This is a genomic window from Mycetocola tolaasinivorans, assembly GCF_003667565.1.
GTDB lineage: Bacteria > Actinomycetota > Actinomycetes > Actinomycetales > Microbacteriaceae > Mycetocola > Mycetocola tolaasinivorans.
The window spans coordinates 74,299-95,501 of the sequence record NZ_RCUX01000012.1; the positions used below are offsets into that span (position 1 = coordinate 74,299).

Annotated in this window: 17 protein-coding genes; 12 read left to right on the top strand and 5 right to left on the bottom strand. The window is 65.4% G+C overall.

Annotated elements, in window-relative coordinates:
* Nucleotides 1-93 precede the first annotated feature (93 nt).
* Nucleotides 94-1,302, top strand: coding sequence for a TadA family conjugal transfer-associated ATPase (locus D9V32_RS13875; protein ID WP_245982339.1), 1,209 nt, complete (start codon nucleotides 94-96; stop codon nucleotides 1,300-1,302).
* On the top strand, nucleotides 1,299-2,453 hold the full coding sequence (locus D9V32_RS13880) for a type II secretion system F family protein (protein ID WP_121649513.1): 1,155 nt from the start codon (nucleotides 1,299-1,301) through the stop codon (nucleotides 2,451-2,453). The genes D9V32_RS13875 and D9V32_RS13880 overlap by 4 nt, the downstream gene beginning before the upstream one ends.
* Before the next feature lie 24 nt (nucleotides 2,454-2,477).
* On the opposite strand, the gene guaB is transcribed toward D9V32_RS13880, so the two are convergent.
* Both guaB and D9V32_RS13890 read right to left on the bottom strand, forming a co-directional pair.
* Nucleotides 2,478-3,671, bottom strand: a complete 1,194-nt coding sequence (gene guaB, locus D9V32_RS13885) for an IMP dehydrogenase (RefSeq protein ID WP_121649514.1) — start codon at nucleotides 3,669-3,671, stop codon at nucleotides 2,478-2,480.
* 60 nt (nucleotides 3,672-3,731) lie between these two features.
* Nucleotides 3,732-4,154, bottom strand: coding sequence for a MarR family winged helix-turn-helix transcriptional regulator (locus D9V32_RS13890; protein WP_121649515.1), 423 nt, complete (start codon nucleotides 4,152-4,154; stop codon nucleotides 3,732-3,734).
* 320 nt (nucleotides 4,155-4,474) lie between these two features.
* On the opposite strand from D9V32_RS13890, the gene D9V32_RS13895 reads away from it, so the two are divergent.
* The 9 genes from D9V32_RS13895 (at nucleotide 4,475) to D9V32_RS13935 (ending at nucleotide 15,141) form a co-directional block, all read left to right on the top strand.
* Nucleotides 4,475-5,611 (top strand): pectin acetylesterase-family hydrolase, encoded by a 1,137-nt coding sequence (locus D9V32_RS13895; RefSeq protein ID WP_183086328.1) that lies wholly within the window; start codon nucleotides 4,475-4,477, stop codon nucleotides 5,609-5,611.
* A 263-nt stretch (nucleotides 5,612-5,874) separates the two neighbouring features.
* Nucleotides 5,875-6,075: a DUF4244 domain-containing protein gene (locus D9V32_RS13900; protein WP_121649517.1), complete on the top strand. Its 201-nt coding sequence runs from the start codon at nucleotides 5,875-5,877 to the stop codon at nucleotides 6,073-6,075.
* Between the two features lie 6 nt (nucleotides 6,076-6,081).
* Nucleotides 6,082-6,486 carry a TadE family type IV pilus minor pilin gene (locus tag D9V32_RS13905; protein ID WP_147440494.1) on the top strand — a complete coding sequence of 135 codons (405 nt, stop codon included), beginning with the start codon at nucleotides 6,082-6,084 and terminating at the stop codon, nucleotides 6,484-6,486.
* On the top strand, nucleotides 6,483-7,070 hold the full coding sequence (locus D9V32_RS16690; protein ID WP_121649519.1) for an Rv3654c family TadE-like protein: 588 nt from the start codon (nucleotides 6,483-6,485) through the stop codon (nucleotides 7,068-7,070). The genes D9V32_RS13905 and D9V32_RS16690 overlap by 4 nt, the downstream gene beginning before the upstream one ends.
* Before the next feature lie 247 nt (nucleotides 7,071-7,317).
* Nucleotides 7,318-10,206: a type I DNA topoisomerase gene (gene topA / locus D9V32_RS13915; RefSeq protein WP_121649520.1), complete on the top strand. Its 2,889-nt coding sequence runs from the start codon at nucleotides 7,318-7,320 to the stop codon at nucleotides 10,204-10,206.
* A 3-nt stretch (nucleotides 10,207-10,209) separates the two neighbouring features.
* Entirely contained in the window at nucleotides 10,210-10,845 is a 636-nt protein-coding gene (tmk, locus tag D9V32_RS13920) for a dTMP kinase (protein ID WP_121649544.1), read from the top strand.
* Nucleotides 10,846-11,021: 176 nt separating this feature from the next.
* Nucleotides 11,022-12,209, top strand: a complete 1,188-nt coding sequence (locus D9V32_RS13925; RefSeq protein ID WP_147440495.1) for an Rv1352/Rv1906c domain-containing protein — start codon at nucleotides 11,022-11,024, stop codon at nucleotides 12,207-12,209.
* 176 nt (nucleotides 12,210-12,385) lie between these two features.
* Complete coding sequence (locus tag D9V32_RS13930) at nucleotides 12,386-13,525, top strand: DNA polymerase III subunit delta' (RefSeq protein WP_121649522.1); 1,140 nt, start codon at nucleotides 12,386-12,388, stop codon at nucleotides 13,523-13,525.
* 47 nt (nucleotides 13,526-13,572) lie between these two features.
* A complete protein-coding gene (locus tag D9V32_RS13935; protein ID WP_245982340.1) occupies nucleotides 13,573-15,141 on the top strand; it encodes an alpha/beta hydrolase in 1,569 nt (522 codons plus the stop codon).
* 131 nt (nucleotides 15,142-15,272) lie between these two features.
* On the opposite strand, the gene D9V32_RS13940 is transcribed toward D9V32_RS13935, so the two are convergent.
* Nucleotides 15,273-16,340 (bottom strand): baeRF11 domain-containing protein, encoded by a 1,068-nt coding sequence (locus tag D9V32_RS13940; protein WP_220700715.1) that lies wholly within the window; start codon nucleotides 16,338-16,340, stop codon nucleotides 15,273-15,275.
* A gap of 420 nt (nucleotides 16,341-16,760) precedes the next feature.
* On the opposite strand from D9V32_RS13940, the gene D9V32_RS13945 reads away from it, so the two are divergent.
* Nucleotides 16,761-17,252: an FBP domain-containing protein gene (locus tag D9V32_RS13945; RefSeq protein ID WP_121649524.1), complete on the top strand. Its 492-nt coding sequence runs from the start codon at nucleotides 16,761-16,763 to the stop codon at nucleotides 17,250-17,252.
* A 12-nt stretch (nucleotides 17,253-17,264) separates the two neighbouring features.
* Here the strand turns inward: D9V32_RS13945 and D9V32_RS13950 are convergent, their stop codons facing one another.
* Both D9V32_RS13950 and D9V32_RS13955 read right to left on the bottom strand, forming a co-directional pair.
* Entirely contained in the window at nucleotides 17,265-18,188 is a 924-nt protein-coding gene (locus D9V32_RS13950) for an ADP-dependent NAD(P)H-hydrate dehydratase (RefSeq protein WP_121649525.1), read from the bottom strand.
* 155 nt (nucleotides 18,189-18,343) lie between these two features.
* Nucleotides 18,344-21,079, bottom strand: coding sequence for a discoidin domain-containing protein (locus D9V32_RS13955; RefSeq protein WP_183086330.1), 2,736 nt, complete (start codon nucleotides 21,077-21,079; stop codon nucleotides 18,344-18,346).
* Nucleotides 21,080-21,203: the final 124 nt, after the last annotated feature.

A 21,203-nucleotide genomic window follows, 5' to 3' on the forward strand; every position in this document is an offset into this window, starting at 1 on the left:
GCACGGTTTGCACAGCTCTCCCTCAGAGAGCTTCTCTCCACTGCCGTAGGAGCGGCAATGTCGCCGGTTCGGACAGAAATCTACGCTCGGGGCATGACCCAGATCACCCGACCATCACGCTCACACGCCGGTGCCGGACACGTCGCTGCTCTAGACGCCCGTGCCCTAGACGCCCGTGCCCTACACCCCATCGCCCCGCGGGGTCCGGTGCCGCCCGAAACCGCTCCGGTTGCCGCTGGGATCGACGCCGCGGTGTTGGAACCCGGGTCCTTACCCGTATCGATCCCCGCGTCGGCAGAGATGCGGCGTACGAGCGAGCGAGTGCTCATTGCCCGGAGGTTCGGTGTGCTGTCCACCGCGGTGCTGCGCGCCGGCGTCAGTGACATCTTCCTGTCCGCACACACCGGTGCCTGGTACGACCGCGGGGGAGGCCTCGAACGAGTCGATGGTGCCGTCCACACCGAGCCGGAGGTACGTGCACTGGCCAGCCGACTGATTGCGCTCGGTGGCCGGCATATCGACGAGGCCACGCCCTGCACCGATGTACGGCTGCCCGGGGGCATTCGGGTGCACGCGGTCCTTCCACCCGTCGCCCAGCAGGGGACGCAGATCAGCATTCGGGTGCCGGCGCTTGAATACCTGACCCTTGAGGCGCTCGAGCGGGGAGGTTTTTTCGGGCCGGTCTCGGCCGGGCAGGTACCTCCTGCTGGTGCTGGTGCTGGTGCTGGTGCTGGTGCGCAGATTCGTGCAATGATCGCCGACCGCCAAAACATGCTGATCAGCGGCCCAACGGGCTCGGGCAAAACCACGCTTCTGGCTGCAATGATCGACGCTGCGCCACCCCGGGAGCGGGTGATCGCGGTGGAGGACGTGGCCGAACTTGAGATGCACCGCCGGCACTTTATCTCCCTGCAGTCGAGACAGGCCAATATCGAGGGCGCGGGCCATATCGGATTGCGTCGACTGGTGAGCGAGGCCCTGCGCATGCGGCCCGATCGTCTGGTGCTGGGGGAGTGCCGCGGTGCGGAGATAGTGGACCTCTTCTCCGCGCTGAATACCGGCCATCATGGGGGAGCCGGCACCATCCACGCCAACTCACTCGACGACGTGCCCGCACGCCTGGAAGCGCTCGGGGCGCTGGCCGGTCTCAGCCCTGAATCCCTTGCAACCCAGGCGATGAGCGCGCTTGACATCGTGCTGCACCTGGGGCCGGGGCACTCCCGCGGTCTCGCCGCGATGGGCCGGCTGGAACGCAACCGCGCCGGTCTACTCACCATCACGCCCGTCTGGCAGGCAGCATGATTCCCGCGCCGAAGAACGTCGTGGCCGGGCACCGGCCCGCTCGCTCCGCTGTGCCGCGAGTGACGGCCGGTCCGTCTCACCGCGGGGCGGACGCGATACCGGAGTGGCACACGGATTTCGCGGTTGATCTTGATCGCCTGGCATCACTTCTCGGGGCCGGGCTCAGCCCCGCCGTCGCCTGGGGTCACATCGTGAACCGTGCCCGCCCGGCACCCGCCACCACCCGTAAGACCTTCTCTCCGGAGACCGCCCGCCCTCGCCCCCGGTGGGCCCGCGGGATGCGTCCTTCAGTGCGTCCCGAGCGAGGCATCGCGGTGGCCTCGCCGGCCCGAATCACCGCGGTGGAGGCCGCGCTGCACGCGGGGGAGGACCCGGCTACCGCGCTGATGGGTCCCGCACGCTCCCCATCTACCACTGGCCACGCCCCGCTGTCCGATGCCGAGCTTCCCTGGCACCGGCTTGCGGCGGTGTGGTCGGCCTCGGCGCTCACCGGTGCCGCGCTCGCCGAGGGTATTCGGGTGCTCGCCAAAACGCTGCGTGCCCGCGCCCGGGTGGCTCGAGATGTTGCAGCCTCGGCCGCGGGCCCGCGGGCAAGCGCACGGCTCGTCGGCGTGATCCCGCTCCTGTCACTTTTCTTCGGTGAGGCCCTGGGGTTTCCCATCGTGTACACACTCGTGGGTACGCCTCCCGGGCGGGTGCTCCTCGCCGTGGGGCTCTTGCTCTTGCTTCTGACGGCCCTCTGGATTCGGCTGCTCGTTCGTCGCGCATTCCTGGCGATTCCGGAAGACGACGTACTTCTCGACCTCACCGCAATGATGCTGGGTGCCGGAATCGCGCCGGCCTCCGCACGGTGGCAGGCACACCAGATCCTGGCCCGCTGTCGTCTGGATGCGAGTGAGTCCGCCGATGAACGACTCCGAGAAACCCTGGGCCTCGCACACGACGTCGGGGTACCCGCTCAGGAGCTGTTGCATGCCGAGGCGCAGGATCTCCGTGAGCGCCGTGCCCGCGCCCTCCAGCGCGCGGCCACCGCACTCGAGACCAAGCTCCTCATTCCCCTCGGGGTGGGCGCACTGCCCGCCTTCGTCTGCCTCGGCGTGGGCCCACTGATCCTTTCGCTCCTCGGCCAGATGCTCAGCTCCCCGACCTGATCGGGGCTCACCGCCGTATACGCGCTATGCGCGATAGTTGGGAGCCGCCGTAGCGGCTTCAAGATGATGGGGATGCGACTCCCTGAGCCCCGCCGGGGTGATCCGTATGAATCTGGCACGAGATTGGAAGTCGCTGACGTCCCGTGCGCCAACGTAGAACATCGACTGTCGAAGCCCGCCGACGAGCTGGTGCAAGACGTCACGAAGTGCTCCACTATGCGGGATCCGGCCCTCGATGCCCTCGGGGATGAGCTTGTCGTCCGCTCCAACATCGGCCTGGAAGTAGCGGTCTTTTGAATACGAGGTGCGTGCACCTCGGGTCTGAAGCGCCCCGAGCGAACCCATGCCGCGATAGCTCTTGTACACCCTGCCATCCGCCAACAGATACTCGCCCGGGCTCTCGTCTGTTCCCGCCAGAAGCGAACCGAGCATCACGGTGCTGGCACCCGCAGCGAGCGCCTTCGCGATATCACCCGAGTACTGCAAACCCCCATCTGCGATGACGGGCACACCGGCCTGCCGCGCGGCCATCGCGGCCTCGTACACCGCGGTGATTTGCGGTGCGCCGACACCGGCGACGACCCGCGTCGTGCAGATGGACCCGGGGCCAACCCCGACCTTGATGGCATCAACCCCGGCCTCGACCAGCGCTCTGGCCCCGTCGCGAGTCGCGGCCTGCCCGCCAATCACGTCGACACCCTCAAAGGCTGAATCCCGCTTGATTCTCCTGATCATGTCGAGAACGCCCTGGCTCTGTCCGTTGGCAGTATCGACGACGATGACATCCACGCCCGCCTCGAGCAGCTCACCGGCCCGCGCCCAACCATCACCGAAAAACCCGATTGCGGCCCCGACGCGCAGGCGTCCGGTATCGTCCCGGGTAGCTCGGACGCTCTCGCTGGGCTCTGCATGGGTGGCTTCTGCCCGCTTCACCTGGTCAACCATCGCCGCCTGGTCTGCGATCGACAGGTTTCGATGCAGGATTCCGAGCCCGCCGAGCTTCGCCATCTCGACGGCCATCGTGGCCTCCGTCACCGTATCCATCGCGGCCGAAAGCAGGGGGATGCTGAGCCACACCCGTTTGGTTAGGCGGGATCGAGTATCGACCTCGCTGGGAAGTACATCCGTATGTCCGGGCAGGAGCATCACGTCGTCATAGGTGAGGCCGAGCGGGCCGAATGGATCGTAACCGGCTGACGTTGCGGGCCCTTGGGTCATGATGCGCTCTACTTTCACGGGGTCGGGTTGATTGAACGTGCGGGCGGGAGACAGCGTGAGCTAGTCCGAGGTTGCGACCCGGAGCAGGAGGTGATGAAGGGTCTCCCGTTCCTGGGAAGTAAGCGCGTGCAACAGCTCGTCCTCGATGCTGGCCAACCGCGTGAAGGTTCGCTCGAGCATGAGCGCACCCTCACCTGTGAGCGCAACGATGTGGCGACGACGGTCCGCCTCGTCGCGGCGTCGGAGCACGAGGCCACGTTCTTCTAGTTCGTTGAGAAGCCCCACGACGTTGCTGGCGTCCAAGCCGAACACGCGTGTGATGTCCTGCTGCGCCAGGTCTCCGCGCTCCTTCAGGAGCGTCAGCGCGAGAAGCTGTCTGTGCGTGATGTCGCCGGGTTGCGCCGACGTGTCCAAGGCTCGCCAGCCTGATCGCGCCAAATAGCTGACGAGGGGGAGTGTGCGACCGTTACTCATCAATTCCATTTAGTTAGCATACCGTAGATCATTTGTGATTCACAAAGCATTTAATTTATTGATGGGAATTCGGGCCACTGCGCCAAAGAGTGATCCTCGGTCTCACGCTCCCCAACGCGCTTTAGGCGGAACGCTCTCGTGGCCGTGGGGCTTGTCATCCGCGACGGCCGTGCTGAACCGGACCCGTGGCCATCGTGCTCAAGTGCGAGCCGTGATGTTGAATAGACCTAGGGATGACACCAGGTCACCAAAGCAGGAGTCCTGGCGCAGTGATGAGCGATGATTGGCAGGCAATGAAGACACGGTCACGGCGGTCGATAGGGGCCAGGGTGTGGATCACGATCGGCGTGATCTTCGGGCTCGTTGCCGCGACGGTCGGAGTCTTCACCTTCATCGTGACGCGGCCAGCTCCCACCTGGCCGGCCACGGGGACCCCAGACCACAACCGCTGGTATCAAACGAGTCTTGGCAGCGAGGCCGTTGATGCCGCTGGAGGCGACTACCGTATCTACGCGAAGACGGGCACGAGCGACAACCTCATCATCTTTTTTGGTGGCGGTGGGGTCGTGTGGGATGCAGAGGCCGCGGCGGATCCGATCACCGTGGGCGGGTACCTCCTTTCCGGTTTTCCGGGCGCATACTTCCGCTCGATCCCCTCGTTCTTCCCGACCACACTCGGCGGGATTCTTGATGTAAACAACGAAGACAACCCGTTCTCGGATTGGAACGCCGTCATGATCCCATATGCGACCGGTGACTTCCATGTCGGCGACGCCAATGTCTCACTGACCGCTGCAGATGGGACGGCCACCGACATGCACTTCAACGGCCAGACCAACGTGCGCCTGGCGCTGGACTGGATCCAAGCCAACATTCCGAACCCGGAACGACTGCTCATCGCGGGTGCCAGTGCCGGATCGTTCGGAGCTGCGATCCACACCCCGCAGATTGTGGATCGCTACCCAGAAAGTCGAATTTTCCAATTCTCTGAGGGTGACCAACTCCCTTCAAAGAAGTGGCCAGCCGTCGCCGATGAGCTTTGGGACGCGCACTGGCGCGATAATTTTGGCTACGAGCCGGGAGAGAACCTTTACGAGCGAGCCGTCGTCGCCAATCGCGAAGCTCTCGGGGACGACGTGGTGTTTCTCGACTCGAACACCACGCGCGACGGAACACTCATTGCCTTCACCGCACGGGTGAACGACGAAACTCCGAACCCCGAAGCGTGGTCGGAAGCGATGCGTGCTTCGATGGTCCGGATGCAGCAGAACGTGCCGAACTACTACTTCTTCCTCACCGACGCCGACCCCGACTCCAAGGGGTTCACCGCGCACACGCTATCGTCGCTGCCAGTCGCCTACACCACCAAGCAGGACGGGGTCGAGTTTCTCACCTGGCTGGCTGACGCGGTGATCCGTGACCGGCCAAGCTCGATTGGCGCGCACCTACTCACCGCCAACGGCTAGGAGCTTTCGAGGCGCGGCACCGTGGTGTCGTGGTAGCAGGGATGGCAGAGCCCCGGTGCTTACTCACCGCAGAGGGAGATCGTCTTGCCACGGGTTCAGAGGCGGTAGGCCTACGCGCTGGTCAGTGTCGAGCCGATCAGGCGTCGGCCCTATCCACAACCCGCGGAAACTATCACGGAGCGCACCACTCCAGTTTCTCCCTGTACCTGACGCCCCACACCGCGAAGACTTAGCTCACACCATCAGCGAAAGGAACCACTCAGATGACCACCACAATCAACGCTCGCTCGATACTTCGCCCGGGCTTGCTCGCAGACGAATCGGGTGCCGTTACCGCCGAGTACGCCATCACCACCATGGCGGCGGTGGCGTTTGCCGGGCTCCTCGTCCTCATCATGCGTAGCGAGGAGGTGCGCGGCATACTGACCGGCCTCGTGCGCACCGCCCTCCAGATCCCCGGCTGATCGCACATGCGCGTCTCCGGCGTAAACACCCCCGTGCTCGCGGGGCACGCTCGCTCAGACTCCGGCAGTGTTACCGCCGAGCTCGCGCTTGCCCTGCCCGTCGTACTGATCGTCCTTGCCCTGTGCGTTGCGACGCTCTCCATCGGGTCCGCCCAGGGGCAGCTGTGGGATGTTGCCGGGCAGTCGGCCCGGGCCTTTGCCCGGGGCGACTCCGCCTCACAGGTTGCCCAGCGGGCGAATCAGCTCGTTCCGGGCTCGACAGTGACCCGAGAGGTTGTCGGGCCGGATCTCGTGTGCGCGAGGGTGCGGCTAGCTCTCTCTTCCGTGCTGAGCCGGTTCCTATCCGAACCCCTCAACGTCCGGTCCTGCACCCTCAGTGAGTCCGTAACGACCCGCACGGCCCCCGCATGAATCCGGCCACGCATGCCCGCGTGCGAGATACCCGAGTGCGAGATGCCCGAGTGCGACATGCCCGAGTGCGAGATGCCCGAGCGCGAGATGCCGGTGGGCGAGAGGCTCGTGAGCGGAACGATCAGGGGGCCGGCAGCGTGCTGAGCGTTGCGGTTCTGATCGCCATTATCACGGTGATCGGTGCCCTGCTCCCCCTGAGCCTCGCGCTCACCACGCGTGCAGAGGTGCGGGCCGCCGCAGACTCAAGCGCGCTATCCGCCGTTCGGGTGCTCTCCGGAATGGTCGGGGGAGAGCCCTGCCGCGCCGCCAACAGGGTTGCCGGGGCCAACAGTGTAAGCCTCATCCGATGCCAGCAAATCGGAAGCGAGATTTCCGTCGACGTATCTCGGGAAATCCTGGGGGTTCGCATCACTGCCCGTGCCCGTGCTGGTTTTGACGCCCGCGCGGGTTTTGACGCTCGTGCTGGTTTCGAAGCCCGTGCCAAACCCGAAACCCACGCAGGATCCGCCTCGCCCAAGCGGTCGCACACGATCAACCCGGGTTTAGACGAGGAGAGGGGTGGGGAGCGGGCCGCACGGGCCTAAGCTCCGAGGAGTCCGCCATGGCCGCGTTTCATCGGCGGGGAGCGGGTAGACGGGTGCCATGATCACATCCTGAGAGCCCGAGGAATGCCGGATCGCCCGGCAACGTTACCCGTCGAAAGAACCACCGAAATTCGCTCCTGAATAACACTCCTGTATAAATAGGAGGATCATAGGGGTGTTCCACTAAGTGCCAATACGGCCCACACACGAACAGGGTGTGTATGGTGTGCCTGACGAAAGGAGCCGGGTGTCCAACACAAAAAAGCTGGTCATCGTAGAGTCGCCAACCAAGATGAAGTCGATTGCCGGGTATCTCGGCGACGGCTATGAGGTGCTCAGCTCGGTCGGCCACATTCGAGACCTTGCCGAACCCAAAAACCTTCCCGCCGAGCTCAAAAAGGGCGGCATGGGGAAGTTCGCGGTCGACGTAGACAATGGCTTCGAGCCCTACTACGTCGTGTCCGACTCCAAGAAAAAGACCGTCGCCGACCTCAAGCGCGCCCTCAAGGATGCCGACGAGCTCCTGCTCGCCACTGATGAGGATCGCGAGGGCGAGGCCATCGCATGGCACCTGCTGCAGGTGCTGAAGCCCAAGGTGCCGGTGCGCCGCATGGTGTTCCATGAAATCACCAAGGACGCCATCCTCGCCGCGAAAGACAACACCCGCGAACTCGACGTTGCACTCGTCGACGCGCAGGAAACCCGCCGCATCCTCGACCGCATCTACGGCTACGAGGTTTCCCCCGTGCTGTGGCGCAAGGTTGGCCCCAGCCTCTCGGCAGGCCGCGTGCAGTCCGCCGCCACCCGCCTGATCGTCGAGCGCGAAAAGGAACGCCGCGCGTTCATCTCCGCCGAATACTGGGACATCGCGGTGCAGGTGGCCGCCGAGGAAGACCCCACTCGGTTCGAGGCACGTCTCGTACGACTTGACGGCGAACGCATCGCCAGCGGTCGCGACTTCTCCGACCGCGGAGTTCTGACCAGCAGCGCGCGCCAGCTCGACGCCGCCAGCGCCGCAAAGCTCGCCGAGGCACTCTCCGAGCCCGACACCCGCACCACGGTCTCAAAGCTTGAAACCAAGCCGTATTCGCGCCGCCCGGCCGCACCGTTCACCACGTCGACGCTGCAGCAGGAGGCCGCGCGCAAGCTGCGTTTCTCTGCCCGCCAGACCATGAGCGTCGCGCAGTCGCTGTACGAAAACGGGTACATCACCTATATGCGTACCGACTCGCCCTCGCTCAGCTCGCAGGCGATCAACGCGGCCCGAGACCAGGCCACCACCCTCTACGGTGCCGACAGCATTCCGGACAAGCCCCGCCTCTACAGCGGAAAGTCGAAGAACGCTCAGGAAGCCCACGAGGCAATCCGCCCCTCCGGAGACCACTTCCGCACGCCCGCATCGCTCAAGAGCTCACTCAGCGGTAACGACTTCCGCCTGTACGAGCTGATCTGGAAGCGCACCGTCGCCTCGCAGATGGCCGATGCCAAGGGCCAGACCGCGACGGTCACGCTGTCCGCCCTCGCGGCCGGTCAGGAAGCCGAATTCACCGCCAGCGGAACCGTCATCACCTTCCGCGGATTCCTCCAGGCCTACGAGGAGGGCCAGGACGAACAGCGCGGAGGCGACGCCGCCGCAAAGGAAGCAAAACTCCCGCAGCTCGCCGAGGGCCAGCGCGTCAACCTGGAAGACGTTGAAGCCAAGGGCCACGAAACCACGCCGCCCCCGCGCTTCACCGAGGCCAGCCTGGTCAAGACCCTCGAAGAGCTGGGTATCGGGCGTCCGTCCACCTACGCACAGACCATCGCCACGATCATGGATCGCGGATACGTCAGCCAGCGTGGCCAGGCCCTGATCCCCACCTGGATCGCGTTCTCGGTGATCCGTCTGCTCGAAGAACACTTCGGCAGCCTCGTCGAGTACGACTTCACCGCGTCCATGGAGAGCGACCTCGACCGCATCGCGGCCGGCGAACAGGACCGCACCGACTGGCTCAAGTCGTTCTACTTCGGCGGCGGCGACACCGAGGGGCTGCGTCAGGTCATCGACAACCTCGGTGAAATCGACGCGCGAGAAATCAACTCGATTCACCTCGACGACACCACCACCCTGCGTATCGGCCGCTACGGCCCCTACCTCGAAATCGTTGACCCCGAGGCCGCCCCCGATGCGACCCCGCGCCGGGTCAACATCCCCGAAGACCTCGCCCCCGACGAGCTCACCCTCGAAAAGGCTCACGAGCTCATCGAGGCCCCGGTACTCACCGACCGAATCGTGGGAATCAACCCGGAAAACGGCAAGGAAATCGTCGCAAAGGACGGCCGATTCGGGCCGTACGTGAGCGAGGTAGACCCCGAACCCGAGGCCGAGGTGAACCCCGCCACCGGCGAGGTGATCGAACCGCCCAAGAAGACCACGAAAAAGGCGGCGGCCGCACCGAAGCCGCGCACCGCATCGCTGTTCAAGAGCATGTCTCTCGACACGATCGATCTCGCAACCGCCCTGCAGCTGCTCGACCTGCCCCGCATCGTGGGCACCGATCCCGAATCTGGCGAGGAAATCCTTGCGCAGAACGGTCGCTTCGGTCCGTACATGAAAAAGGGTGCCGAAACCCGCTCGCTCACCTCCGAAGACCAGATCTTCGACATCGACCTCGCCGGTGCACTCGAGATTTACGCCCAGCCGAAGTACGGTGCTCGCCGAGCCTCCAGCGCACTCAAGGAGTTTGCGGAAGACCCCACGAGCGGAAAGCCCATCAAGGTGAAGGACGGCCGATTCGGCCCCTACGTCACCGACGGCACCACTAACGCGACCATTCCAAAGGCCGAATCGGTGGAGGAGATCACCTTCGAACGCGCGGTAGAACTCCTGGAAATCAAGCGCGCCAAGGGCCCCGCGACCAAGAAAACCCCGGCTAAAAAGGCACCCGCCAAGAAGGCCCCGGCGAAAAAGGCCCCGGCGAAAACCACCGCCGCCAAGACCGCCGCAGCGAAGAAGACCACGTCCGCCAAGACAACCGCGGCCAAAACGACCGCTGCCAAGAAGGCTCCGGCGAAAACCACCGCCGCAAAAACCACGGCAGCTAAGTCTGCAGCGGCCAAGACCGCCGCAGCCAAGGCTGCGGACACGGAGGCGTAGGTGGTGAACAGGGGCCTGTTCATCACCTTCGAGGGCGGTGACGGCAGCGGTAAAACCACCCAGGCCGAGATTCTCGACACCTGGCTGCGTGAGCGCGGGGAAACCACCCTGCGCTCACGCGAGCCCGGCGGCACCGAGGTGGGGGAACAGCTGCGCGAGATCGTGCTGCACCACCGCGGAGAGATTTCCCCGCGCGCCGAAGCGCTGCTGTATGCGGCCGACCGCGCGCAGCACATTGACACCAGGATTCGCCCCGCGCTCGAGCGCGGCGAAATCGTGCTGCAGGATCGCTACATCGATTCCTCCCTCGCCTACCAGGGTGCCGGCCGGGCCCTCGGCATCGACGAGGTGCGCTCACTCTCCGTCTGGGCAAGCTCGGGGCTCTGGCCCGACCTCACGATCCTCCTCGACCTCGACCCCGATCGGGCTCGTGAACGCCTCGACCAGGCACGCACGCGTTTCGATCGCCTCGAAGCCGAAAAGAACGCATTCCACGCCCGCGTCCGCACGGTCTTTCTCGAACTTGCCGAGGCCGAACCGGCGCGTTTCCTCGTCCTCGACGCCACACTGAGCATCGACGAGCTCGCGGCGCAGATCCAGGCACGGGTCACCGAAGCCCTGGTCGGAAAGCACGAATAACCGCGCCCCCGGTCGTCTGACCTCGCAGAAAGACTCCCGAAATACCCCCGAACTCGGGGGTAAAAGTGGTGCTTGAGGGGCAGCACTCGTCGCTATTCTGAGAAACGGCTGACAATCGTCACCGATATCATTGTGGTGACACGCCTCGCGTAGCTCCACTGTTTCAAGGAGTAAACGTGCGCGAATTGCAGCGCCCCCGTCTCTCACGTGGGAGCATTCTCGCTCTCGGCGTGACCGCGACCCTGCTCGGATCACTGTTTGTCAGCACCCCCGGAGCGGCCTACGCTGCCCCCGCCGGTGCGGTTTCGGTATCCAGCGCCAAGAAACTCGCAACACTGAGCGGTTCAAACCCGACCATCTCGGGATCCCTCGCCTCGGGCTCGACCCTCACCGCTAATACCGGCACTTGGGCGGCGAAGCCCACCTTCACCTATCAGTGGAAGCGTGCCGGCAAGAACATCGCCGGTGCCACCAAGAGGACCTACGTCAGCACCACCGCCGATCGCGGCAAGGCGCTCACCGTCACCGTCACCGCCTCAAAGCCCGGCTACACGAAGGCGGTGCGCACGAGTGCGGCCCGCACCGTGAACAACGTACTCACGAAGACACCCAACCCGACCATCTCCGGCAGCGCGAAGATCGGACAGACCCTCACCGCCAACCCTGGAACCTGGGCACCCAGCGGCGTGAGCCTCAAGTACCAGTGGAAGCGTGGCGGCACCGCGATCTCCGGAGCCACCGGAAAGACCTATCGGGTGACCTCCGCAGACGGCGGAAAGACCCTCACCGTCACCGTGACCGGATCTCGCGCTGGCTACACCTCCGTGAGCCGCACCTCCTCGGCCACCGCGAAGGTGCCGAGCGCACAGACCGGAATCGGCGCTGACGCAACCTACCGCGTGGGCGCGGACATCAAGGCCGGCACCTACATCACCACCGGCAATCCAGAATTCTGTTACTGGGCACGACTGAGCGGATACTCTGGCAAGGTCAGCGACATCATCGCTAACCACATTTCCACAGGGCAGTCCATCGTGACGATTTCTGCCACCGACACCGCCTTCAAATCGCAGTCCTGTGGATCCTGGATTCGAATCTCCGACAGCAAGCTGACCACCCTGAGCACCATCCAAAAGAATGGGACCTACGTGGTGGGAACGCAGGTGAAGCCCGGGCTTTACCAGTCGAGCAGTGATCCTTCTAAGGGGTGCTACTGGGCGCGTCTCAGCGGTTTTGGAGGTTCCATTTATGAAATCATCGACAATGACTTCTCCTACACAAACCGTGCTTTCGTCCGTGTCGAAGCAGGGGATAAGGGATTTGTGACGTCCGGCTGCGGCTCCTGGAAGCGCGTCGGTAACTAACCTTCGAAACCCTGGAATCGGGCGGTCCCTCCTTCGAGCGGGATCGCCCGATTTCTTGTTTCCCGAACCCCTGAATAGGAAACAGCGCCCACCCGAATCGCCGTGAACGCGCCGCCGGGCCACCGCACCGCCGCCCAGACGGCGCGCACCTCGGCGGTGCCCGGTAGGCTGGAGGCATGTCGGTCTGGGATGAAATTGTGGGGCAACCCGAAGCGGTCGCCACCCTGCGCGCCGCCGCGAGCGGAACCGCCTCCGGGACGGACACCATGACGCACGCCTGGCTGATCACCGGGCCTCCCGGGTCCGGCCGATCCAACCTGGCCTATGCGTTCGCCACCGCGCTGCTCAGCTCCTCGGTAGACGGCGACCCCGACACCACCGCACAGGTCACCGCCCGAAGCCATCCCGATCTCACCGCGCTGTCCACCTCCGCGATGACGATCAAGATCGAGGACGTCCGCGAGACCGTCCGCCGCTCCTACTACGCTCCCTCGGTATCTCGGTACCGGGTCGTGATCGTCGAGGACGCCGACCGCATGATCGAACGCACCTCAAACACCCTGCTCAAGGCACTCGAGGAGCCGCCCGCCGAGACCGTCTGGATTCTCTGCGCACCGAGCGAGGCCGATCTCCTGCCCACCATCCGCTCGCGCGTGCGCTCGGTGCGTCTGCGCACCCCCTCGGTTGACGACATTGCCGACCTTCTGCATCGCCGAGACGGCATCGACCGTGACCTGGCCGAACAGAGCGCCAGACAGGCCCAGAGTCACATCGGCATGGCACGCCGCCTCGCAACCGATGCCGATGCGCGCACCCGGCGCGAGGAAACACTGCGCTCGGTCCTCGATATTCGCGACGTCTCCGATGCCATCGTGATGGCCGCAAAACTCGTCGAGATCGCGGGCGAGGACGCCAAGGCATATACCGGGGAACGAGACGAACAGGAGCGCGAACGCGTGCTCCGCTCGCTCGGTGTCGAACCCGGCGGCACCATTCCGCCGGCGCTGCGAGCCCCGCTGCGCGATCTCGAAAACGACCAGAAGCGGCGCGCGAAGCGCGGGCTGGTTGACGGCGTCGACCGCATCCTCACCGACCTTCTGTCCCTCTACCGCGATCTCCTGATGTATCAGATGGGCCGCACCGAGGGGTTGATCAACCGAGAACTGCTCGCCGAGATTCGTTCCGCGGCGAGCACCGCCGCCCCCGAAACCACGATGCAGACGATGGATGCCATCCAGGAGGCGCGCGAGCGAATCGGCGCAAACATTACGCCCACCCTCGCCCTCGAGGCCATGCTCGTCACCGCGATTCGCTAGCCAGCATCAACATCCGACAACCCCGCCCGGCCACCCCGAGGAGTCTCGTGAATCAGCCCAACCGTTCCCGTCGGCGCATCACCGCCGCCCTCGCCGTGATGGTGGCGGCCACCCTGACCCTCAGCGGCTGCGTAACCGCGTTCTTCCCCGACTCCCTCGGCGGCGGCAACGCATCCCTTCCGAGCCCGCTTCCCGACACCGACGTCGCCGAAAACCTGCGCCCGTACTACGGCCAGACGGTGGACTGGAAGAACTGCGGAACGCGGCTCACCTGCGCCGAAATCACCACCCCGATGAACTGGGAAGAGCCCGCCGCCGGCACCCTCACCCTCAAGCTCGTCCGCTCCGCGGCCACCGGATCGAACCGCATCGGCTCCCTCCTCGTCAACCCCGGCGGGCCCGGTGCCTCCGGCATGGAACTCGTGAAGGACTCCCTCGACTTCGCCGTCGACTCCTCGCTGCGCTCCCGCTACGACATCATCGGATTCGATCCGCGCGGCGTGGGGGAGTCTTCGCCGGTGGAGTGCCTGAGTGACCGCGATACCGATACGTTCCTGTTCGACACCAGCCAGCCACGCCCCGGGCAGGCCGGTTGGCTCGAAGCCGCCCGCGCCCAGGCGAAGAACTATGGCGAGGCCTGCCTGAAGAACACCGGCCCCAGCCTCGAGTTCATCAACACCGTGAGCGCCGCCCGCGATATGGACCTGATTCGTTCGCTGGTCGGCGACCCCAAGCTCAACTATCTGGGTTACTCCTACGGCACATTCCTCGGTGCCACCTACGCAGATCTCTACCCCGCCAACGCTGGCCGCCTTGTCCTTGACGGTGCGATCGATCCGTCGGTCAGCAGTGATGAGGTTTCGGCCACCCAGGCCGCCGGGTTTGAGAGCGCGCTGCGCGCCTACCTGACCGACTGCCTCACCGGATCGGGCTGCCCGTTCCGCGGCGACAGCGTCGATTCCGCAATGACCCGGATCTCCAACCTGCTCGAGGCGGTGGATCGTACCCCGCTGGTCGGCTCCGACGGACGCAAGGTGGGGTCCTCCACGCTGCTGACCGCCATTATTTTCCCGCTCTACTCGCCCAACAACTGGGGAGCACTCGGCGACATGCTGAGCTCGGTGATGGACGGCAACGCGGATGTCGCGCTGTCTTTCGCGGACATGTACTTTGACCGCAAGAAGGACGGCACCTACTCCAGCAACTCGAACAACGCGTTCAACGCCTATAACTGCCGCGACTACCCCTCAAATGATGACCCCGCGGTCATGGAACGGGCGGCGCAGGAGATTCAAAAGCGCGCCCCGCTGTTTGGAAAGTACATGAGCTACGGCGACGTGCTCTGCGCAAACTGGCCGTTCCCGGACGGCGCGGAGCGCACGGAGATTCACGCACCCGGGTCGCCGGACATCCTGGTCATCGGCACCACCAACGACCCGGCGACGCCGTATGCCTGGTCCGTTTCGCTGGCGAAGCAGCTAGAGAAGGGCCACCTCGTCACCTATCACGGCGAGGGCCACACCGCCTATAACAAGGGCAGTGCCTGCATCAATAAGACGGTAGACGACTTCCTGCTGAACGGAACGGTGCCGGCGAAGGATCCCGACTGCCGATAAGCACGGCACTCTCCGCCGCGCGGCACGTCTCACACGCGAGGGGAGCGGGCGGATCCACAGCGGTGGGTCTGCCCGCTCCCTCGTTTGGTTGCGGCCGGCGAGAACAGTTGCGGCCGGTGGAAGTGCCGGCTCTATACGGTCGCGCTGAACCGCAGGATCGCGGCGGCCCCGGTCTCGTCGGGGAGGTCTGCGGCGCGGACGGCCCAGACCTTCGCACCGCTGAGCAGCGAGCGGCGCACGACCTCGTCGATCACGCCGTAGGCGTCCGGGGTATCGCCTCGATCAAGGGTTACGGCACCGGAGTTTTCATCCACGGTGCCGGGGAGCACATAGTCGAAATCAACAACCAGGGTCTCGACGGCACCAAACGTGGCGGCCCGGGCAATGGCATCGATCTCGGTGGTGGTGCGGCCTGCGGAGACCAGACCGTTGAAGCGGTCGCGCTCGGCGGCGACGCGTTCGGCGTAGCGGCGATCCAGGATTGGGCGGGCCCGGGTATCGAGCTCGCCGGGGGTGAGGGGGTCGGGGTTGCCCTCGATGACCTCGGCGAGGAGGTTCGGGTAGCTGTTGACCGAGGGGTAGATGCCGAGCAGGGGCTCGGTGGTTGCGAGGATCAGCGGGGTACTGCGCCCGGACAGGAACGGACGAAGTGCCTTGTCTACCGCGCGGGCGTACTGGCGCAGCCGCACCTTCTTGCCCTCGGAACCCTCGATCTTTCCGTTCGGCGCGCGCCCCGAAATCGAGGGCACCGCGAGTGCATCGATGGCGTCCGTGGGCAGGTTGGGCACCGTGACCTCGTGGGCCGGGGCATCGGCGGTGACCTCGATCAGGCGGGCCGCGTTCTGCGAGAGTGCCAGCACGAATGCGGTGTGCGGGAACGTAACCGCGCGCAGGAGCGGCTTGAGGTGGAAGCGATCGGACACCTCTACCGAGTTTGAGAGGCGGTTGGGCAACCGGAACGTGCGCAGCGAGGTGGGCGTGATGTAGGCCGCGATGCTGTGCGAGAGGTGACGCCAGAACGGGGTGTCCTGAAGGATGTCGTTGATCTGCTCGGTGAGGCCCGCAATGAGTTCGCGGCCCTCGCCATCGGGATGGGCGGCGCGAAAGCGCTCGAGTGCGGCCTTGGCGAGGTTTTCGAACTCGACGGGAGCGGATTCGTTTTGGGCGGGCACCGGGCTGGTGCGTAGGAAGAGGGACACGCTTCCCGGCGCACGGGCCGTTGCCAGGGTGACGATCTCAGATTGGGTCGGAATGTCGGTGTGTATCAACTGGGTACTCCACTTCTTTCGAGCCGAGGGCAATCGGCCCCGATCCGGAGCCGCACTGCCCGTGTCCTGGCACTCTATGTTGCGCCACCGCGCGGCACAAGGGTCGAGACGGGTTATGTATAGGATTCGGTGAATTGGCGACCTGTGGAAAAGCTGCGAACGGGGTAGAACGGTTCCCCACGAGGCGGTCTACAGGGTGTAGACTGATCTCATGTTTACGATACGGATCCCGCGCCTGGCCGGCGCGGAGCGAGGAGTGTCCGGCGCCCATCGCGCTGGACCGAGGGCCTGTCCCGGGCGGTAGCGCGCCACAAATCCCGTTCAGTATCGAAAACGAAAGAGACTCAGTTCATGAAGGAACTACAGGAAAAAGAAATCCGCGCCGCATTTGTAAACACCACGCAGGGCGAGCGAAAGAACATCGTCATGCCAGCGCATCTCGGCGAGATCAACTGGGAAACCCTCACCTATCTCGGGTGGCGTGATCCCAAGAACCCGCTGCTCGGCTTCATCGTCGCCGAGGTGGATGGTGAACCCGTGGGCATCATGCTGCGCCAGACCGAAACCCGTCCGCGTTCGCGCGCGCAGTGCTCCTGGTGCGAGGACGTTCATCTCCCCAACGACGTCGTTTTCTTCTCCGCCCGCCGTGCCGGTCGTGCCGGGCGCGCCGGTAACACCGTGGGCACCCTGGCCTGCGAAGAATTCAACTGCAATCGCAACGTACGGGCGCTCCCCGCACTCGCGTACGTGGGGTTCGATCGCGAGGCCGAACGCGAGCGTCGAATCGCCTCCCTGCAGAAGCGCGTGAGCGCCTTCGCACGCGGGATCCGAGACTCGGAGTAACGCGGAGAGCCGCTACGCGCCGGGCTCAAGCACCCGGGCGACGGTGGGTGCCAGCGCCCGGGCGAGGTCGAGTGCGAGGAGCGGGCCTCCGGCCGAGGCTCGCTCTGCCGCCAGGGCGTGCAGGTGCGCCCCGGCTGCGGCGGCGTGGGCAAGCGCATCGTGGGTGAGGGGTGTTCCCCGGCCAGAATCCTCGGACCGGGTGGCCTCCGCACCGGCGACCAGCGCCGCGATCACTCCGGCCAGTACGTCTCCGGTGCCCGCGGTAGCGAGCCAGGCGGTGGCCGGCGGCAGCCGGGTGACGGCCCCGTGCGGGGTAACGATGACCGTGTGAGCGCCCTTAACGAGCACGGTGGCTCCCCAGCGCTCGGCGGCGAGTGTGCCGGCCTGCGCCGGGTGATCCTCGATCCACGCGCGGGCAGCGTCGGGAGATTCCGGGATCGCGGGAAACGGCTCGTGGGCCTCGGTCAGTAACCGGGCTAGTTCACCCGCATGCGGGGTAATCAGGACGGGCCCGGCGGAGGGAACATTCGCCGTGGGAAGTGTTGTCACCAGGTGAAGGGCCCCGGCATCAAGAACACCGGGTATGCCCGCGGCGAGAGCGGATGCGAAGGCTCGGGCATCCTCCCCGTCGGGGTCGACCGATGCCATGCCCGAGCCCAGCAGCAGGGCCTGGATTCTTCCGGGTGCCGTGACCGCCTCCGGGCGGCGCGCGAGCACGTAACCCGCGGCTTCGGAGGAGCCGAGGTAGCGCACCATCCCGACGCCGGTGTGTAGCGCAGCCTCTACCGAGAGCACGGCCGCGCCCGGATAGAGCGCCGAGCCGGTTCGTATGCCGAGCACCCCGCGCCGGTACTTATCGTCTCGCGCGGTGGGTACGCGGATCGCCCGTCGGGTGTCCGCGATCGTCCAATCGGGGAGGGGAGGGGGAGTGCTCATGCCGTTCCTTCCGCGTGACTCGGCCCACGGGCCGAGCGGCCCTTGTGGTGCACCCACGCTAGCGCACAAAGTCGCTGGTCGCGCGGGCGTGGACGCGAACCGGCAAACGGGGCCCGGAGGAAGATCCTCCGAGCCCCGTTCAGGAGTGCGAAACCCTAGGGGCGTTCCGCACGGCTGAGGTAGGTGCGGCGTGCGGCGAACACGACTCCCACACCACCCAGCACGAGGAGCAGGGCGATGAGTCCCTGCGGTCCGGCATTGCCCGCACCGGTTTCGCTCAGTGCGGTGCCTCCGCCCGTGGCCGACGGGGAGGGCGTCGCGGTCACGGGGGTGGTGGTGGGCTCACCGGGGTTATCCGTCGGCTGACCCGGGGTGGCGGTGGGCTCGCTCGGGGTGGCCGTCGGCTCGCCCGGGGTAACCGTCGGCTTGGTGGTGGGCTCGCCCGGCTTGGTGGTCGGCTTGACCGGGGGCACGGTCGGCTTCACGGTGGGTTCGCTCGGGGTGACGGTCGGGGTGGTCGGGGTGGTGATGGGGTCCGCGATGGTCAGCTTGCCCGATCCCTCCGACTGGTAGACGCGCACGTAGTCCACGAGCATCTGTGCCGGGAACTGGGTGTCCGCGTTCGGGCTACCCGGCCAGTCGCCACCCACGGCGAGGTTCAGGATGATGTAGAACTCCTGGTCGAAGACCCAGGCCTTGTCGAGGGTGTTTTCGACGTGGTCACGGGTGACGGTGTAGACCTCGTTGCCGTCCAGCAGGAAGGTGATCTTCTCGCTGTTCCACTCGGCCGCCCAGACGTGGAAGTCCTTGCTCAGGTTTGTCTTGTCGGGCAGGGTGTAGGCGCCACCCTGTCCGCCCATTCCCGAGTAGCCGGGACCGTGTACGGTTCCGTGGGTTTCCTCGGGCGCGTGGCCGAGCACCTCCATGATGTCGATCTCACCGTTGTTCGGCCAGGGGCGGCCGTCCAGGAAGGAGGAACCCATCATCCAGAACGCGGGCCAGAGACCCTTGCCCTCGGGAACCTTGACGCGGGCCTCGAAGCGGCCGTACTGGGCGTGTACCTTGTGCGAGGTGTTCAGACGTCCGGAGGAGTAGAACTTGGCTCCGTGGAAGTCCTCGACCTTGGCTTCGACGATGAGGTTTCCCTTGCCGTCGTGGCGCACGTTGTTGGTGTCGGCGGTGTAGAGCTGGAGCTCGGCGTTGTTGTTGTCGCCGGCCTTGGCCGTGTGGTCGAGGGTCCAGTTGTGGGGGTCCGCGCCGCTACCGGCGGTGCCGTCAAACTCATCGCTCCAGACGAGCTTGAGGTTGTCGAAATCGGGGTCCTTCGGCAGCTCCGGCGGTGCGATGGGGTCGCCGCCGGTGCCATACACGCGGAACTCGTAGATCGAGTAGCCGAACTTCTGGCCGGCCCAGACGATCGGGCGATCGTTCATGGTGACGCGAACAAAGCGGCCCTCGGTGGGGTCAATGTTGATGACCTCCTTGCCGCCCTGGCCGCCGATGGTGCGGTAGACGAGGTTCCACGGACCGTTCTCGGAGTCTGCGATCTCGATGTCGTAGCCCTTGGCGTAGGCGTTTTCCCAGCGCAGCGCGATCTGGTTGATCTCGGCGGTCTTGCCGAGGTCTACCTGAACCCAGGCGTTATCCGACCAGTCCTTTTCGGCGACCGACCAGCGTGAGGAGAGGTCCATGTCGAACATCTTGTCCACGGTGCAACCCGGGCACTGCGGGTCATCCTGGCTCGAGGAGGCCTTACCCGGCTTCTGGTAGCTCAGCAGTCCGCCCGGGCCCTTGCCCTCGGCGTGCTGCTCGGCGATCTCTTCGCGATCGTGGCCGTAGACCTCGAACTCCCAGATGGACACACCGTAGGTCGGCTGCAGACGCTCCTGCGCGGTGAGGCGTACGAAGCGGGCGCGCGGGCTGGTGTCACCCTTGATTTCGTCGCGGTTGGCGTTTTGCTTGGAACCGCTCGCGTAAGGGGTCCAGGTCCAGCCGTTTACCGAGGTATCGATGGTGTACTTCGTGGCGTAGGCACCCTCCCAGTCGATGCCCAGGGCATCGATGATGTAGGTGGCGCCGAGGTCGATGGAGATCCACTCGTTGTCGGCGTTGTTACTCGACCAGCGGGTGCCGTTCGGGCCGGCACCGATACCGTCGGTGACGTTCTTCGCGGGGAAGTCGGGGTTCTGCACGGAGGAGGCGCTGGCCTTTGCCCCGCGGGACACGAGGGTTCCGAGATCGGTTTCGATCGGCCCTGCGGTGGGGGTGCTCCCCGGGGTGGTCGCGGTCGGAGTCGGGGTGGGAGTGGGCTGCGCGGGCAGCGGAGTGCAGCCGTGGCCGTAGCCATCAACGCTGTACAGCGAGATGCCGTAGGGCATGAACCCGCGCTCGTCTCCGGTCACCCGCAGGAAGCGGATCGCGTCCTTTTCCTCGAGGTTGGGGTCGACGCGTACGTCGTCACTGGGAGCGTCCGGGGTGGCATCCGCGGTGATGTGTGAGATCTTGCCGGCTCCGGTGGCGGTTCCGGTCGCGAGCGTCTCCCAGTCCGTGTTGTTGGTCGAGCCAGAGATGGTGTACTTGCTCGCAAACGCACCCTCCCAGTTCAGATCAACGCGGTCGATGATGCAGGTTTCCGCGAGGTCTACGGTGACGGACTGGTTGTCTTGGCCGAGGCTGGACCAGCGGGTGGCGGGATCTCCATCGGTCACGTAGGACGCAAAGAACTGATCCTGGACGGTCGTAGCTTCGGCTGTTTTGCCTGCGGTGACCAGTCGTGAGGATTCGGCGGCGGCGGGTAGGGCCAGGGTGAGGGTGCCGGCCCCCACCATGGTGAGACCGACGGTGCCGGCGATGATCGCCCGGATTCGGCCCGGTGGGGAACTGAAACGCATCAACATACTCCTTCGTGTGTTGGTCGCTCGCCGTAGGGGGCTCCGTCTGTCGGAGATGAACGAGCGGTTAACTTACTAACAGAACAGTAAGTAGTTACACAAGCGGAATTATGAAAATGGCCCC